The sequence below is a fragment of the Verrucosispora sp. WMMD573 genome, assembly GCF_027497175.1.
GTDB lineage: Bacteria > Actinomycetota > Actinomycetes > Mycobacteriales > Micromonosporaceae > Micromonospora.
Genome location: NZ_CP114901.1, coordinates 4,924,033 through 4,939,899, shown reverse-complemented (window position 1 = coordinate 4,939,899; position 15,867 = coordinate 4,924,033). Strand labels below are relative to the sequence as shown.

14 protein-coding genes are annotated in these 15,867 nt (G+C 72.0%); 6 read left to right on the top strand and 8 right to left on the bottom strand.

The genetic code is table 11. From position 1 onward, the window contains the following. Positions 1 to 47 precede the first annotated feature (47 nt). The 3 genes from tatA (at position 48) to O7601_RS22555 (ending at position 2,756) form a co-directional block, all read left to right on the top strand. Positions 48 to 341 (top strand): Sec-independent protein translocase subunit TatA, encoded by a 294-nt coding sequence (gene tatA, locus O7601_RS22565; protein ID WP_281563085.1) that lies wholly within the window; start codon positions 48 to 50, stop codon positions 339 to 341. Positions 342 to 359: 18 nt separating this feature from the next. Further along, positions 360 to 1,310 (top strand): twin-arginine translocase subunit TatC, encoded by a 951-nt coding sequence (tatC, locus tag O7601_RS22560; RefSeq protein ID WP_281563084.1) that lies wholly within the window; start codon positions 360 to 362, stop codon positions 1,308 to 1,310. 510 nt (positions 1,311 to 1,820) lie between these two features. Next, positions 1,821 to 2,756, top strand: coding sequence for a diacylglycerol kinase (locus O7601_RS22555; protein ID WP_281563083.1), 936 nt, complete (start codon positions 1,821 to 1,823; stop codon positions 2,754 to 2,756). A 98-nt stretch (positions 2,757 to 2,854) separates the two neighbouring features. Here the strand turns inward: O7601_RS22555 and O7601_RS22550 are convergent, their stop codons facing one another. Beyond that, positions 2,855 to 3,610 (bottom strand): HAD-IA family hydrolase, encoded by a 756-nt coding sequence (locus O7601_RS22550; RefSeq protein ID WP_281563082.1) that lies wholly within the window; start codon positions 3,608 to 3,610, stop codon positions 2,855 to 2,857. Positions 3,611 to 3,696: 86 nt separating this feature from the next. Between O7601_RS22550 and O7601_RS22545 the strand changes: the two genes are divergently transcribed. The 3 genes from O7601_RS22545 (at position 3,697) to O7601_RS22535 (ending at position 7,979) form a co-directional block, all read left to right on the top strand. Further along, a complete protein-coding gene (locus O7601_RS22545; RefSeq protein WP_281563081.1) occupies positions 3,697 to 6,477 on the top strand; it encodes a DEAD/DEAH box helicase in 2,781 nt (926 codons plus the stop codon). Between the two features lie 156 nt (positions 6,478 to 6,633). Next, a complete protein-coding gene (locus tag O7601_RS22540) occupies positions 6,634 to 7,524 on the top strand; it encodes an MHYT domain-containing protein (protein WP_281563080.1) in 891 nt (296 codons plus the stop codon). Between the two features lie 41 nt (positions 7,525 to 7,565). Then, positions 7,566 to 7,979 carry a type II toxin-antitoxin system Phd/YefM family antitoxin gene (locus O7601_RS22535; protein ID WP_281563079.1) on the top strand — a complete coding sequence of 138 codons (414 nt, stop codon included), beginning with the start codon at positions 7,566 to 7,568 and terminating at the stop codon, positions 7,977 to 7,979. A 105-nt stretch (positions 7,980 to 8,084) separates the two neighbouring features. On the opposite strand, the gene smpB is transcribed toward O7601_RS22535, so the two are convergent. The 7 genes from smpB to O7601_RS22500 form a co-directional block, all read right to left on the bottom strand. Beyond that, positions 8,085 to 8,576 carry an SsrA-binding protein SmpB gene (smpB, locus tag O7601_RS22530; RefSeq protein ID WP_281563078.1) on the bottom strand — a complete coding sequence of 164 codons (492 nt, stop codon included), beginning with the start codon at positions 8,574 to 8,576 and terminating at the stop codon, positions 8,085 to 8,087. A 31-nt stretch (positions 8,577 to 8,607) separates the two neighbouring features. Next, positions 8,608 to 10,968, bottom strand: a complete 2,361-nt coding sequence (locus tag O7601_RS22525; RefSeq protein WP_281563077.1) for a hypothetical protein — start codon at positions 10,966 to 10,968, stop codon at positions 8,608 to 8,610. A 123-nt stretch (positions 10,969 to 11,091) separates the two neighbouring features. After that, a complete protein-coding gene (locus O7601_RS22520) occupies positions 11,092 to 11,604 on the bottom strand; it encodes an NUDIX domain-containing protein (protein WP_281563076.1) in 513 nt (170 codons plus the stop codon). Positions 11,605 to 11,745: 141 nt separating this feature from the next. After that, the gene (locus tag O7601_RS22515) at positions 11,746 to 13,815 is read right to left on the bottom strand and encodes a glycogen debranching N-terminal domain-containing protein (RefSeq protein ID WP_281563075.1); all 2,070 of its coding nucleotides are present in this window, start codon (positions 13,813 to 13,815) and stop codon (positions 11,746 to 11,748) included. Then, positions 13,812 to 14,255, bottom strand: coding sequence for an SCP2 sterol-binding domain-containing protein (locus O7601_RS22510; RefSeq protein WP_281563074.1), 444 nt, complete (start codon positions 14,253 to 14,255; stop codon positions 13,812 to 13,814). Before O7601_RS22510 ends, O7601_RS22515 begins: the two co-directional genes overlap by 4 nt. A 186-nt stretch (positions 14,256 to 14,441) precedes the next feature. Beyond that, on the bottom strand, positions 14,442 to 14,924 hold the full coding sequence (locus tag O7601_RS22505; RefSeq protein WP_281563073.1) for an ATP-binding protein: 483 nt from the start codon (positions 14,922 to 14,924) through the stop codon (positions 14,442 to 14,444). 62 nt (positions 14,925 to 14,986) lie between these two features. After that, on the bottom strand, positions 14,987 to 15,859 hold the full coding sequence (locus tag O7601_RS22500; protein WP_281563072.1) for an SDR family oxidoreductase: 873 nt from the start codon (positions 15,857 to 15,859) through the stop codon (positions 14,987 to 14,989). Between the last annotated feature and the right edge of the window lie 8 nt (positions 15,860 to 15,867).

Genomic DNA, 15,867 nt, shown 5'->3' with positions numbered 1-15,867 from the left:
ATGGGCTGCGGAACCACCCCCGTTGGCACAAGCGACTGGAGCTTCACATGGGTGCCCTCAAGCCGTGGCACATCGCCGTACTCGTGGTCGTGCTGATCCTGCTCTTCGGCGCGAAGCGGCTTCCCGACGCCGCCCGGTCCCTCGGTCGCTCGCTGCGGATCATCAAGGCCGAGACGAAGAGCCTTGCCGACGACGACCGTGACCTCGCCGGCAAGGCCGACGCGCAGGCCGGCTACCAGCCGTACCCGCCGCAGCAGCCGGCGCCACCGCCGCAGCAGCCCTACCAGGGCACCGTGCAGCAGCCGGTCGTCGACCCGGTGCAGCGCGTCCGCGAGAACTGATCCCCGGGTCCGGTAACCGTGGCCTTCGGACTCCGCAAGCGCGAACCGAGCAACTTCGAGCGGGCCGCCGACGGCTCGATGACCCTCGTCGAGCACATCCGCGAGCTGCGCGACCGGCTGTTCCGTGCCTCGCTGGCGATCGTCGTCGGACTGATCGGCGGCTACCTGCTCGCGCAGCCGGCGTTCGACCTGTTGAGCCAGCCGTACTGCCGCCTGCCGGGGATGATGGTCGACGGCGAGTGCCAGCAGTTCCTGATGCTCGCCCCCGCGGACGGCTTCATCCTCAAGCTCAAGCTGGCTCTCTGGATCGGTCTCATCCTCGGTGCCCCGGTCTGGCTCTACCAGCTGTGGGCGTTCATCGCCCCCGGGCTACACCGGCACGAGCGCAAGTGGGCGTACGTCTTCGTGGCGATCGCGGCACCGCTGTTCGCCGCCGGTGCGGTACTCGCCTTTTTGGTCGTCGACAAGGGCTTGGCGTTTCTGCTCGAGGCGGGTGTCACCGGCACCGACTCGCAGCTGGAGGTCACCCGCTACATCAGCTTCGTCACCACCATGATCCTGCTTTTCGGGGTGGCGTTCGAGTTTCCGCTCACCCTGCTGATGCTCAACTTCACCGGCGTGGTGAGCGCCCGGCGGCTGCTCAGCTGGTGGCGGGTCGTGGTGTTCATCTGCTTCGCGTTCGCCGCCGTGGCCACGCCCGACCCAGGGCCGTTCGGCATGACGCTGCTGGCGCTGTGCCTGTCGTTGCTCTACTTCATCGCGGTCGGTGTGGCGTTCCTCAACGACCGGCGGAAGGGCCGCGGTAAGGAGCTTTACGCGGACACCGACGACGACGAGGCTTCCCCGCTGGAGTTCGACCGGGACCCGGTGGAGGCAGGACAGCCGGTCGGCGGGGCCAGCCCGATCGAGGCCCCCGAGCCGGTGGCCCGGCCGCTGTCGATCGAACGGCGCTACGACGACATCACCTGATCGGTCCCTACCGCGAAGCTGCTGACGGCCTCGGAACACCCATCGGTGTCCCGGGGGCCGTGTGCGGCGAAGGGCGCGTCGCGGAGCGGTCTGCCGGATCGGGACCGCCCGGCGAAGACGGCATCGACCGCTCGTGCCGGCCGATCGCCGGCGGTGACCACGGCCGCGACGGGCCTGGTGCCGCTGCCCGGGGTGGCAGACGTCATCGCGCACCCGGCGGCCGTCACGCGGCCGGTGCTGGCCACGGTCGTCGCGACGGTGTCGTCCGGCGTGGCCGCGGTGACTACGCCGGTCGTGCGGGTGGTGGCTGCGGTCCTGTTGACGGATTCGAGTCTGTCCGTCCGGCCTATGGCGTCTCCAGTGTTCTCAGTCAAGGATATGAATGCGTGCCGCACGCGGTCATGACAAATGACAGTTGCGCCGCGGCCGGTGGGACTGTTCCGGCCGGCCCTTCCGGGGTCGGCCCGACGCTGGGCGGCCTCCTCGCGCCGGCGCCGGCCAGGCAGTACGGTGCTCGCCGTGACCTCAGACGATCACCCATCGGTGCCCGGCGGGCCCGTCGCCGTGCTGGCCAACCCGACCGCCGGGCGGGGCCGGCACCGGGGCCTGCTGCCGGACCTGCTGAACCGCCTCGCGGCTGCCGACCGGCCGGTGCGGCTGTTGCGGGCCGGCAGTGCGGCGGAGGCCGAGGCGGCCTGCCGAACCGCAGTGGCCGAAGGGGCCGGGGCGCTGGTCGCGGTGGGTGGCGACGGCACCGTGCACCGGGCGATGCAGGCCGTGGCCGGCACCTCGGTGCCGTTCGGGCCGGTCCCGGCGGGTACCGGCAACGACTTCGCCGTGGAGACCGGCTACCCGGCCGACCCGCGGGCGGCGGTCGACGTCATCGCGGCGGCCCTGCGTGAGGGACGCAGCCGGCCGGTCGACCTGGCCCGGATGACCGGGGCGGACGGCACGGTCCGCTGGTACGGCGCGGTGCTGGCGGCCGGGTTCGACGCGATCGTCAACGAGCGGGCGAACCGGATGCGCTGGCCGCGCGGCCCACGCCGCTACGACCTGGCCATCCTGGTGGAGCTGGCCCGACTACGGCCACGCCGCTACACCCTGACCCTCGACGGAGAGCGGATCGAGGTCGACGCAGTCCTGGTGGCGGTCGGCAACGGCGCCAGCTACGGCGGCGGTATGCGGATCTGTCCCGACGCGGACCCGACCGACGGCCTGCTCGACGTGGTGGTCGGCGGCCGGTTCGACCGACGCACCCTGATCCGGGTCAAGCCGCGCATCTATGCCGGCACCCACGTCGCCCATCCCCTGGTGCACACCTACCGCGCCCGCACCGTCGCCCTAGCCGCGGCGGAGGGCATCACCACCTACGCCGACGGCGAGCGCTCCCTCCCGCTCCCACTGACCGTCACCGCCGTCCCCGCCACCCTCCACCTCCTCCGCTGACCCCCGCCCCGCCTTCCCTGCGGATCATGCAGTTGTGGCACCGGATGAAAGCCGCTCAAGCGGACGAATCGGGTGCCACAACTGCATGATCGCGGCGGTCAGGGGGTGGGCAGGAGGTCGAGGACGGAGCCGAGGGCGTTGGGGCGGCCGGGGTCGGCGGCGGGAAGGATCAGCGCGGCGCAGCCGGCGGCGGCGGCGCCGGCGTCGGCGGGGGTGTCGCCGACCATTAGCGACTCCTCGGGGTCGACGCCGAGCAGACCGCAGGCCCGCCAGAAGATCGCCGGATCGGGCTTGCAGCGGCCCACCTCGTACGACAGCACGTGGGCGTCGACCAGGTCGGCCAGCCCCCAGGCGGCGAAGAGCGGCCGGATGTCGAAGCCGATGTTGCTGACCACGGCCACCCGCACGTCGGCGGCTCGCAGCGCGGCGAGGGTCGGCGCGGTGTCGGGGTAGGGCACCCACCCCTGCGGCGTCAGCACCCGCTCGTACAGCGCCTCGGCGAAGCCGTCGATGCCGGTGTCGACCGTGTCGGCCAGCCCGGTGTACGCACCACGGTGAGCGTGCTCGTACAGATCCCGGTCGGCCCACAACTCGGCCAGGTGGGGTGGTACCCGGGCGGGCAGCGGCCCACCGGCGCGGCCTGCGGTGAGCAGCCGGTCGGCCAGGGCGGTCGCCCGGGCGCGGTCCAGGTCCACCCCGCATGCCGACGCGGCGGCCAGCACCCACTGGCTGGGCTCCTCCACCTGCGCCAGGGTGCCATGGAAATCGAACAGGACCGCCCGCACCTGCCGACGGGACGGACCCCGACCGTCGACGTCGGGCACGGGGCTGGTCGGTTCGGCATGATCCGGCACGTCGTGCACCCTACCGACCCACTCCGACCGCCCCGGCGGTCGGCCTTGCCGGGTGCCCGTCGTGGGCACGCACTAATCTTGGTGACATGTCGAGCCCCGCCGAGCGGTACGCCGCGGCGCGCCGCCGGGCCGCCCAGGCCTCACAGTTCCCGGCGCTGGAAGAGTTCACCGCTGACCTGGGGTTCGACCTCGACGACTTTCAGCGGGAATCGTGTCAGGCCCTGGAACGGGGCAGTGGCGTGCTGGTCTGCGCCCCGACCGGAGCCGGCAAGACGGTGGTCGGCGAGTTCGCCGTACACCTGGCGTTGCGGGGTGCGCCGGGGCGGCCGGCACCGGCCGACGGGGCGCGGCTCAAGTGCTTCTACACCACGCCGATCAAGGCGCTGTCGAACCAGAAGTACCACGACCTGGTCGACCGGTACGGTGCCGCGCAGGTGGGGCTGCTCACCGGCGACAACGCCATCAACGGCGACGCCCCGGTGGTGGTGATGACCACCGAGGTGCTGCGCAACATGCTCTACGCCGGCTCGGCCACCCTCGACGGCCTGGCGTACGTGGTGATGGACGAGGTCCACTACCTGGCCGACCGGTTCCGGGGCGGGGTGTGGGAGGAGGTCATCATCCACCTGCCCGACTCGGTGACCCTGGTGTCGCTGTCGGCGACGGTCTCCAACGCCGAGGAGTTCGCCGACTGGCTGATCACGGTTCGGGGTGAGACCACCGTGGTGGTCAGCGAGCACCGGCCGGTGCCGCTGTGGCAGCACATGCTGGTCGGCAAGCGGATGTTCGACCTGTTCCACGACGCGGCGGCGGCACGCAAGCACGACGTGCACCCGGAACTGCTGCGCTACACGCGGGACACGATGCGCCGGCTGGATCTCGGTGAGGGACGCTCCGGCGGCTTCGGCGCCGGCCGGCGTGGCCCCCGCTGGCGCGGGCCGCTGCGTCCGGACATCGTCGACCGGCTGGACCGCGAGGGGCTGCTGCCGGCGATCCTGTTCATCTTCAGCCGGGCCGGCTGCGACGCCGCGGTGCAGCAGTGCCTCGCCGCCGGGCTGCGGCTCACCTCACCCGAGGAACGGGCGGAGATCCGCCGCGTGGTGGAGTCCCGGGTGACCGCCATCCCCGGCGAGGATCTGTCGGTGCTCGGCTACTGGGAGTGGCTCGACGGGTTGGAACGCGGGCTGGCCGCGCATCACGCCGGGATGCTGCCGGCGTTCAAGGAGGTCGTGGAGGAGCTGTTCGTCCGTGGCCTGGTCAAGGCGGTCTTCGCTACCGAGACCCTCGCCCTGGGCATCAACATGCCGGCCCGTTGCGTGGTGCTGGAACGCCTGGTCAAGTACAACGGCGAGGCGCACGTGGACCTGACCCCGGGGGAGTACACCCAGCTCACCGGCCGGGCCGGTCGACGGGGCATCGACGTGGAGGGGCACGCCGTGGTCGTGTGGTCCCCGGAGACCGACCCCCGGCATGTGGCGGGTCTGGCCTCCACCCGGACCTATCCGCTGCGATCCAGCTTCCGACCGTCGTACAACATGGCGGTGAACCTGGTCGGCAGCGTCGGCGCGGAGTCGGCGCGGGCGCTGCTGGAGTCGTCGTTCGCGCAGTTCCAGGCGGACCGTTCGGTGGTCGGCCTGGCCCGGCAGGTGCAACGCAACACCGAGACGATCGAGGCGTACGGCGTCGAGGCGGAGTGCCATCACGGCGACTTCGACGAGTACTTCGCCCTGCGGGTCGCCATCGCCGACCGGGAGCGGGCCATCGCCCGGCAGGGGCAGAGCCAGCGACGGGCGGCGGCGGTGGCGGCCCTGGAGCGGCTGCGGGTCGGTGACGTGATCCGGGTGCCGTCCGGACGGCGGGCTGGCCTGGCCGTGGTGCTCGATCCGGCGGCGGGTGGCTTCAGCGAGCCACGTCCGCTGGTGCTCACCCAGGACCGCTGGGCCGGCCGGATCAGCCCCGGCGACTTCACCACCCCGGCCGAGGTGCTGGCCCGTATCCGGGTGCCGAAGCACTTCAACCCACGCAATCCGGCGGCCCGGCGGGACCTGGCCGCCCAGGTCAGCGGCACTGGTCTGGACCGGCATTCCCGCCGCGGGGCCCGGGGTCGGCAGTCGGGCGAGGACCACCAGCTCAGCCAGCTGCGTACTGAGCTGCGCCGGCATCCCTGCCACGCCTGCCCCGAGCGGGAGGAGCACGCCCGCTGGGCCGAGCGCCGTCGCCGGCTGGAACGCGACACCGAGGAACTGCGGCAGCGGGTTGCCGGCCGGACGGGGTCGTTGGCGCGTACCTTCGACCGGATCGTCGCGCTGCTAACCGGGCGCGGCTATCTCGCCGCCGACGGCGCCGTCACCGATGCCGGCCGGACGCTCGGGCGGATCTGGACGGAGGCGGACCTGCTCGTGGCGGAGTGCCTGCGGCGCGGGGTCTGGGACGGGCTGTCGCCGGCCGAGCTGGCCGCGGCGGTGTCGGTGGTGGTCTTCGAGGCCCGTCGCGACGTCGACGAACGGGCCTCGCTTCCCCGTGGAGCGGTGGCCGAGGCGGTCGACGCGACCCTGAAGCTGTGGAGTGAGATCGAGGCCGAGGAGGCGTCGCGCGGGCTGGCCGTCACCCGCGAGCCGGATCTCGGTTTCGCCTGGCCGGTCTACCGCTGGGCCCGGGGTGAGGCGTTGGCGAAGGTGCTGGCCAGCGGGCACGAGCTCGACGGCGAGATGCCCGCCGGGGACTTCGTCCGGTGGGCCCGACAGGTGGTGGACCTGCTCGGCCAGTTGGCCGACTCCGGTGGTGCCTCGACCGAGCTGCGGGCCACCGCGCGGCAGGCGATCAACGCCGTCAACCGGGGTGTGCTGGCATACCACTCTCCGGCCTGAACCGGCCCGCCGGCCGTCGGAAACGACGCATCGCTGCGTTACCGCAGCGGCACCCCACGAATTGCCCGGGGGGCCTGTTGTGCCTGGTGAGAGCGTCCCGGATCATGTTACCGGCGCGTGCGCTACGCGCCGGTAGCAGCTCTGGGGGGAGCCCACGTGGCGGACATCAATCACTTTGAGTACGGCTGGATCACACCGGCGCTGAGCTACGCGCTGTCGGTGCTCGGCTCCATCCTCGGCCTGGTCTGTGCCGGCCGTATCCGGACCGCCGGCCGCACCGGTCAGAAGCTCTGGTGGGGCACCCTGGCCGCCTGGGCGCTCGGCGGCACGGCGATCTGGACGATGCACTTCATGGCGATGCTGGGCTTCGCGGTGACCGGGTCGCGGATCCGCTACGACGTGCCGATCACCGTTGCCAGCGCGCTGCTCGCGGTGGTCGCGGTCGGCACCGGGCTGGCGATCGTGGGCACCGGGCGGCTCTCGGCGAGGCGGATCCTCGGTGGCGGCCTGTTCACCGGCACCGGGGTGGCGGCGATGCACTACACGGGCATGGCGGCGATGCGGCTGGACGGTCGCCTGCTCTACGACAACCTCCGGGTGGGGTTGTCGGTGTTGATCGCCGTGGTCGCGGCCACCGTCGCGCTCTGGCTCGCGGTGACCGTACGCAAGGGGGCGGCGATCTTCGCCTCGGCGCTGGTGATGGGGGTGGCGGTCAACGGCATGCACTTCACCGGGATGAGCGCCCTGTCGGTGCACCTGCACGAGGAACGCGGCGAGATCAGTGGGGCCGGTGTCGGTACGTTGCTGATCCCGATCGTGCTGCTTGTCATTTTCGGCGTGGTCGGCCTGGTGTACGCGTTGCTCGCCGCACCCACCGACGAGGACCGCGCCGCGCTCGCCTACCTGGACGCCCGGCGACCGCAGCCGGCCACGGCCACCGCGACGCCGGACGCCGACGCACCCGATCCGGTGGGGCTGCGCGCCCGGTCGACGCTGGCCCGCCCCGGCGCCCAGTTTCCGTCCCGCCGGGACCATTCGTCGCGCTGACCGTCGCGGAAAGTGTCGTACCCGGCACCGACCATGTATTCATGGCTGTCCCCGCCCTCACTCCGCGAAACGCCCCGGCGCGCTCGCTGCCCCTTCGCGAGGCGCGCACCCGACTCAGCCAACTCGTCGCCATGGCCGACTTGACCGACTCGGTCACGGTGGTCACCCGGGACGGCGACCCCCGGCCGGTCGCCGCGATCGTGCCGGCGGCGGCCGCCCGCACCGTCGCTGAGGCCCGCGCTGACGCCGCGCGTCTGGCCGAGGTCACCGCCGGCTGGTCCCGGCGCCTCGACGCTCAGCGGCAGCAGAGCGGGCGTCGGCACGCCGCCGAGCTGCGGGCGGTGACCTCGGCGCTCGCCGAGGTCTGGGCGGAGCTGGATCGACGCTGCCCGCCGGGAAGTGATCCCGCGCTGACCCGGTTACGCGCGGCCCACGCCCAGCTGCTCGCCGGCTGAGCGACCGTCGGGGGCCCGTCCCGAGGTTCCCGACGGTCTCCGGGCCGGACCCTGCTCCGGTGCAGCTGCGCCGGCTCGACCCGCCCCGGGCCTCGGTTCCCGGGCCTAGGCCCGACCGGACCGGCCCTTGAGTCGGCGGCCCAGCTCGCGGGCGATCTCCCGGTTCGCGTCGCGCTCGGCCAGCACCTGCCGCTTGTCGTACGATCGTCGGCCCTTGGCCAGTGCCAGCTCGACCTTCGCCCAGCCGCCGGAGAAGTACATCGACAACGGCACCAGGGTGATCCCGCCCTCGCGGGTCCGGTCAAGGATCCGGGCGATCTCCACCCGGCGCAGCAGCAGCTTGCGGGTACGCCGGGGCGCGTGGTTGGTCCAGCTGCCGTAGCCGTACTCGGCGATGTGCAGCCCGTGCAGCGTGATCTCCCCGTCGTGTTCCTGCGCGAAGGCGTCCACCAGCGAGACGCGTCCAGCCCGCAGCGACTTGACCTCGGTGCCGGCGAGCACGATGCCGGCCTCATACGTCTTGAGCACGGCGTAGTCGTGGCGGGCCCGGCGGTTCGACGCGATCACGGTCCGCTCGGCGCTGCGGGGGGTGCCCATCCGGGGAGGATAGCCCGCACCGCCGGTCGGCTCAGGCCGGCTTGTCGTGTTCGCGCAGCTTCGCCCGCAATCGGTAAGCCAACTCCTTCACCGCGGTCTCGAAGCGCGGGTCGGCCTCGCCGGGCCAGTGCCCGATGATCGGTGGCGGGACGCTGTCACCCGGCGGCGGGACGACGTCGACCGGGTCGCACAGGCGCCGGTCCACCCTGCCGGCGGCGTCGGGGACGGTCGGCGGACGGTCCGGTCGGTGCGGCGAGAAGACCCAGCCGCCGATCGGGTCGGTGTCCCGCCACAGGTTCATCCACCGCCAGCCGACCCGGTCGCCCACATCACGGAGCACCTCCTCGCTGACATAGGCGGGAAACAGCCGGGTGTAGAGCCGGCGTAGTGGTGAGCCGTAGGTCAGTAGTGCCAGTCGGCCGCACACCTGGGGTGGCAGTTGCAGGATGGTGGCCGCGAGCAGCACCGAGCCGTGGCTGTGCCCGGTGAGCAGGACTCCGTGCCCCTGTTCGGTGAGGTAGACGATGCGTCGGCTCAGCTCCGGAACCGCGCGTTCGGCGTAGCAGGGTGGCGCGAAGGGGTGCGCCACCCGTGGCCAGAAGGTACCGAGATCCCACAGCACACCGATGTACCTGCGGAACTGGGCCGTGCGGTACGCGAAGATGCCGCCGACGAGCAGCGCGAGCACCACCACCCCGATGAGGAAGCTGCCCAGCTGGATGCCGAAGTCGGTCGCCGCCGCCGGGATGCCGGTCAGCTGCTGCACCGTGGTGCCCGGCGCCAGCCCCAGCATGCCGAGCAGGCTGCTGGGCATGCCCGCCCCCACGACACAGGCGTACACCACCGCGAGTGTCTCCAGCCGTTCGGTGAAGCGCGCCCGGGCGATCATCCGCTCGATCTGGCGCAGCCGGTATCCGGCGGCCGGTGGTGCGTCGGGATAGTCGTGCGCGACGGTGGCCCGGGCGGTACGCGTTCGGGCGGCCCGACTGGCCAGAACGGTGATCACGGCCGCCACCAGGGTGGCCGCCGCCGCCACCAAAAACACGAAGATGGCCCACTTGTACCCCAGCGGGGGACTGATCTCCTGCTCACCGTCGGCGTCGGCACGGCGGTTGAGGAAATCGGCGACCCGATAGACAAGATCGGCGGAGATCGCCACTGCCAGACCGGTCGCGGCGGCCGCGATCACGGGCGCGCCCAGCCCATGCAGCGGCCCGGCGCCCAGCCCGTCACGACCGAATCCGCGACGCGCCTCATCGGGCTCGACACTGGGTGCGGGTGCCACCTCGCGGCCGGTGTCTCGACGGTTGGACGAGCCGGCGTTGCCGGCGGGGTGGGCGGTGCCGTGGCGTCGCCGTCGGGCGATCAACGCGCCGGTGCCGAGCAGGAACAGCAGGACCGCCTGGGAGAAGATGACCAGACCGACGGCGGTGGCGTAGCCCGGCAACCCGTCCCGGATCCGCCATGGCGTGGGGTCGACCGACAGCGCGACCAGCACCACTGCGATCAGTACGAAGGCCAGGTTACGCAGCCCGCCCGCGACCCGGTCGGCGTACGAGCCGGTCGGCAGCACGTCGACGAACGAGTGCGCGCAGACCAGCACGATGCAGGCCAGCAGCATCGCCCCGCTGACGACGGCCAGTGTCACGCTGAGCGGCGACGGGCCCGACCTGATCCGGGCGGCGACCAGACCGAGACCCAGGGTCGTCAGGCCGGCGGCTCCGTGCAGTGAACAGAGCCGGTCCACGGTCGGCGCGCGGTCCCACTGGCCCACCGCGCTGAGCTGGTAGGCCCCCGAGGTGCTGAGGGGGGTGTGAAAGGCGTCGAAGTTGCGGCCGGGGCGGGCGCTGAGCCGCCAGACCAGCAGGAGCGCGCCGAGGGGCAGGAGCGCGAAGACGGCCAGGGTCAGCCCGGGAGGTCGGTCGCCGATCCAGGACAGCCACGGCCGCCCGGCCAGACAGGACGGGTTCGGCACGCACCGCCAGGCGATCAGGTCCAGCGCCACGCCCATCGCCGCCAGCACGTACAACAGGGTGAGGCTGAGAGCGAGCAGCCGGCACATCGCCTTCATCCCGGAGCCTGACCTGTCCCGGGGGGCCGGCCGCATCCAGATCGCGACGTTACAGAGCATGAAGGGCAGCAGGAACATCAGCGACAGCGTCCGGATGATGGTGCCGGAGGGCAGGTCGCTCCAGCGGTACGCCTCCGACGTCCCACCCGCCGGGCCGGTGGTGTCCGGATAGCCCGGGCGCGGGCGGTAGAACCCGCCGTTGCCGTCCCCGGCGACCTGGTGACTGTGTGGGCGGTCGAGGATCTGTTCGGCGTCGGCACCGGACACCCCGTGCACCCGTAGCTCCACGACGTCGTCCGACGTCCCCGGTTCGTCGTCCATTGGCCCCCCGGAACGTGTCCATCGGCCCGACCCGGCGCAGGCCCACCGCTCCGGCGTCCCGGTGCGGCCTCGCCCGTCTACCCGGATGGCCGCCAGCCACGCCTGCTCCCGGCGGCCGGCGGGTCAGGTCGACCGGCGGGCGAGGAACTGGGCGAGCACCTGGGTGTGGGTGGAGAAGGCCAGTTCGGTGGGCTCGATCAGCACCAGCCACTCGGTGGCCTCGGCGGTCGGCGCCGACGGCGGAAGATCCTCGGCTCGGCGTACCGGCAGCTCTCCGAAGATCAGCATGGTGCCGCCGGCCGGCGCGCTCTGCACGGTGACCAGCCTGGCACCGGCCGCCTCGGCCCGCAGCCCGGTCTCCTCGCGCAGCTCGCGGACCAAGGCGTCCTCCCACCGTTCGCCGTACTCGACGAACCCGCCGGGCAGCGCGAGCAGCCCTCGGGCGGGTTCGATGTCCCGCCGGACGACGACCACACCGAGACCGGTGGCGGTCAGCACCGGCTGTACGGCCACCGCCACCGGCAGCGGGTTACGCCAGACCTGCTGACCACAGCTCGCGCAGAGCCGGGGCCAGCCGACCGGCGGCGGGTAGGCCACGCCGCAGTACGAACAGTGCGAGTACGCCACGCCAGTCATGCCGCAGCACGTTACTCGGCGTGTGGCCGGGCGCCGCCGACGGCGGCGCCCCGGGCGGACGCCCCACCGCCGTCCGGAGGGCCTGGACAGCGCAATCGACCCGTTCGGTGGCGGCCCGGACGGCTCGGCCGGCGGACCGGCTCACCTCGTGTCACCGCGCGCTGCTGGTAGACCGTCGGCCCGGGCGTTGCCGATCGCGTCCTTACGACCCCAGCGCCCGGGAATGTTCAGCAGCTCGATCCGGCCGAAGCGCGGCGGGATCTCCGGATGCACCACCAGATGGTCACCATAGGGCTCCAGGCCGAGCAGGGTGCGCAGCAGCAGAAGGGTGGCCCCGGTGGCGGAGGCCTGGGGGCTGTTCGCAGCCGGGTACGGCACCGGAAAGCGGGTCAGCTCACGGTCGTAGCCGGCGAAGGCCTCCGGCATCCGCCCGGCGAAGTGCTGGGACGCCTCGATGACGGACTCCGCGATCACCCCTGCCTCCTCGACGAACCCGTAGTGGCGCAGTCCGCAGGCGATCAGCGAGTTGTCGAACGGCCACACCGTACCGACGTGGTAGCCGAGTGGGTTGTAGCTGGCCTGCCCGGTGGCCAGCGTCCGCACCCCCCAGCCGGAGAAGAGCCGGGGCCCGAGCAGGTGATCGGCGACCGCGGCGGCCCGGGAGGAGTCCACGATGCCGCTCCACAACAGGTGCCCCATGTTCGACGCCAGCGCGTCCACCTGGTCACCGTCGGGGCCGAGCGCCAGCGCGAAGTACTCGCCCCCGTCGATCCAGAAGTCCCGGTTGAACCGTCGCTTGAGCTGCTCTGCCTGCCGTTCCAGACGGTCGGCGTACATCGGGTCGCCCCAGAACTCGCGAGCCAGCCGGGCCCCGCGCCGCTTGGCGTCGTACGCGTACCCCTGCAACTCGCAGGTGGCGCGGGGCAGCCCTGGCAGCCGGCCGTCGCGGTAGCAGATCGCCTCCGGCGAGTCCTTCCAGCAGTGGTTCTGCGCCCCGCTCTCGTCGTTGCGTGGCTGGTACCAGAGGTAGCCGTCGCCGCGCAGGTCGCCGTACTCGTCGATCCAGTGCAAGGCCGCGCGGGCGGCGTCCTCCAGTTCCCGCACCAGCGCGGCGTCGCCGGTCCAGCGCTCGTACTCGTCGAGCAGCACGATGAACAGGGGAGTCACGTCAGCTCCGCCGAAGTACGGGGACTGGGGACGATGTTCGAAGGCGGCCATCTCCCCGTACCGGAACTCGTTGAGGATCTTGCCGGGTTCCTCGTCCCGGAAGTCGTCGAGCACCGTGCCCTGGTCGATGGCGAGCAGGCGCAGGGTGGTCGCCGCCATGCGGGGCACGAACGGCAGGGTCTGGTAGCAGGTGAGCAGGTTGTCCCGGCCAATGATGGTGGCCGACCAGGGCAGCCCGGCGGCGAGCATGGTCTCGTGCGGCAACGCCAGCGGGGAGAAACGCAGGCCGGCCAGGTCGTCCAGCCCGCGCCGGTAGGTGGTGCACAACGCCTTCCAGTCGCAGTACAACTGGGGGGCTTCGGCAACCCACTCGCTGAGGTCCTGGCGCAACTCGGTGCCCGCGTAGCCGTTCGGGTGCAGCAGCCGTGCCCGCACGTCTGTCCCGTCCGGACGCAGCACCAGTCCTTGCACCCGCAGGGTCGTGCTCCACCGGCCCTGCCGGTCGACCCGGATCCGGAAGGTCAGCCCGCGCTCGTCGAACTCCGCCGGTTCGCTCGTCGAGACGTCGGTGACGCGGTGGAACTTGTCCCGTCGGTAACCGAGCCGCAGGCCGTCCGCCGACACCTCGCGGTAGCCACGCAGCGCCGACCCATGCGGCCAGATCACGTTATAGACCGGCGCGAAGTCGCTGTCCACGTCGATGCGCAGCACGTAGTCGACGGGGCTGTTGGTGTGGTTGAGCACCATGAGGTGCTCGACGAAGGAGCTGTCGGCAACCCACCGGTCGCGGATCACCGAGACCTTCGCGTCGACGTAGTGGGTCGGGTGGCCGGGGACCAGGAAGAACCGGATCTTGTAGTAGCTCGGATCGTGCACGGCGAGCGGGTGCAGCGGCTCCCCGTCGAGACGCAGCTGCCAGGTGGACAGGAAGCGGGTGTCGAAGGCGAAGAAACCACTCGGGTTCGTGGGGCTGAAGACCATGTCGCCGTTGTCCGCGCTCAACGCGAAGATGTTGCCGTCGAGGATGCGGACCAGTTTCCTCACTGCGGTTCCCCGTCACCGGCCGGGGACGCCGCCTCACCCGGTGCCGGCTGCTGGTGTTCGGCCAGGGGGCGGGGATGCCGGCGGGCGGCCACCTCGCGGGGGTGATGGGCGTCGGGCGGTGGCGCGAACAGCCGTTCGAGCATGATGACGAGACGGAACTCACCGTCGGCGGTGAAGTCGTTGCGCAGCCACGCCGGCAGGGGTTTGACCTCGCCGCGAGCCATCCGCAGGAAGAGTCCTGTGTCGGTGTAGATCACCGTGTCCGCATGCGATGCGTCGTCGCGTGACACCGTGATCCGGCCCTGGTCGATGTTGACCAGCCAGTGGTCGACCCGGTCGGGGTAGCGTAGATCGAAGCGCACGGTGCCGCAGACCTGCCGAAGCATCCGCCCCCCACCTTCGGCGAGGCCGTCGAAGAAGTCGCGCACCGCCTCCGACATCCCGGCACCTCCTGCGGGGCGTTGCCGGCCGACGAGGGCTGGTGCCAGGGCGGCCCGAGCCGGCGGCGAAGCGCCGGTCGAACTCCTCCGCCACCGTCACCTTAACGGCTTTGGTCCGCCTTGGTGCTGGTCTGCGCGGGCCGGCCATCCTTCAGGTAGGTCCGGGTGGACCGGCCGCCGCACGTCTCACGGGTACGGCGGCCGGTCCGTGGCCACCTCGGGCTGGTCGCGCAGGCTGGCGGTGACAGTCGCGGTCAGCCCGTCGGACCGGCGGGTCAGCGTCAACGCCCCGGTCAGGTGATGGGCGAGCCAGAGACCCCGGCCACCCGGGGTGTTCGTCGCCGGCAGGTTCACCGGCAGGTCTCCGCCGCGCTCATGGCCGTGATCGGTGACCTCGCAGACGAGCAGGTCGGCCCGCCGGAACAGGTCCAGCCGCCCCCGGCCCCCGCCGTGCAGCACGGCGTTGGTGACCAGTTCGTGCACGGCCAGGACGAGATCCTCGGCCACGTCGCCGGTGAGACCGGCGGCGGCCACCCGGGCGGTGAGCAGGTGCCGCAGCGCCGTCACGGTCTGTGCGGTGAACGACTGGGACAGCAGTGGGGTCGCCTCGCCGTCGCCAGGGGCCGGGTCGCGGGAGTCCCGGGCGTCCGGCGGGCCGAGGTAGTTCATGCAGGCAGATTACGTCGTCCGCGAGCATCCGCGACCTTTGCCGAGGGGCAACCATCCGGACGCTACTGGCCACCCTCCACCGACGTCCGACCGAAGGACCGGCCGAGGCGGTGTACCTCCGCCTCCAGCCGCTCGGCCAGCTCGGCGCCGCCGAACCGGTCGATCAGCCGGTCGGCGAACCCGCTGAGCAGCACCGGACGCAGCGCCTGGACCAGAGCGATGGACCGTGGCACGTAGACCTTGCGTCGACGGCCTTCGACGCCACGTAGCAGTGCCTCGGCGCACCGTTCGACACTGACCACGGTGTTCAGCGGCCAGGGCAGCTTGCGCTGGGCGGCGTGGAACGAAGCGAGGTCGTCGCGGAAGTCACGCACCAGGTCGGTGTCGATCCAGATCGGGTGTGCGGTGCCCACGGTCAGTCCCTGCCGGCGGTTCTCCAGCCGCAGCACGTTGCCGAACTGCTCAACCCCGGCCTTCGACGCACAGTACGCGGCCATTCCAGGCATTGCGGCGAAGGCCGCCGCCGACGAGACGATCAGGACGTGGCCGCGGGCGGCGCGTACGTGTGGCAGCGCCGCGCTGACTGTGCGTACCACGCCGGTCAGGTTGACCTCGATGGTGCGTGCCAGGGCGTCAACCGGGCCGGTGGACACGGTGCCGATGTTGGCGATGCCGGCGTTGGCCACCACCACGTCGATGCCGCCGTAGCGTTGCACGGTCGAGGCGACGGCATCGTCGAGGCCAGCCTGGTCGGTGACGTCGCACTCGTACCAGTGCCCGCCCACCTCGGCGGCGACCTGCCGCAACAGCACCGGTTCCAGGCCGACCACGGCGACCCGGGCACCCCGTGCCGCGGCGGCTCGGGCCAGTTGGGCGCCGATACCCCGCGCCGCTCCGGTGATCAGGATGGTCCGGTCGCGTAGGTCTAGCCGCATGCTGCGCT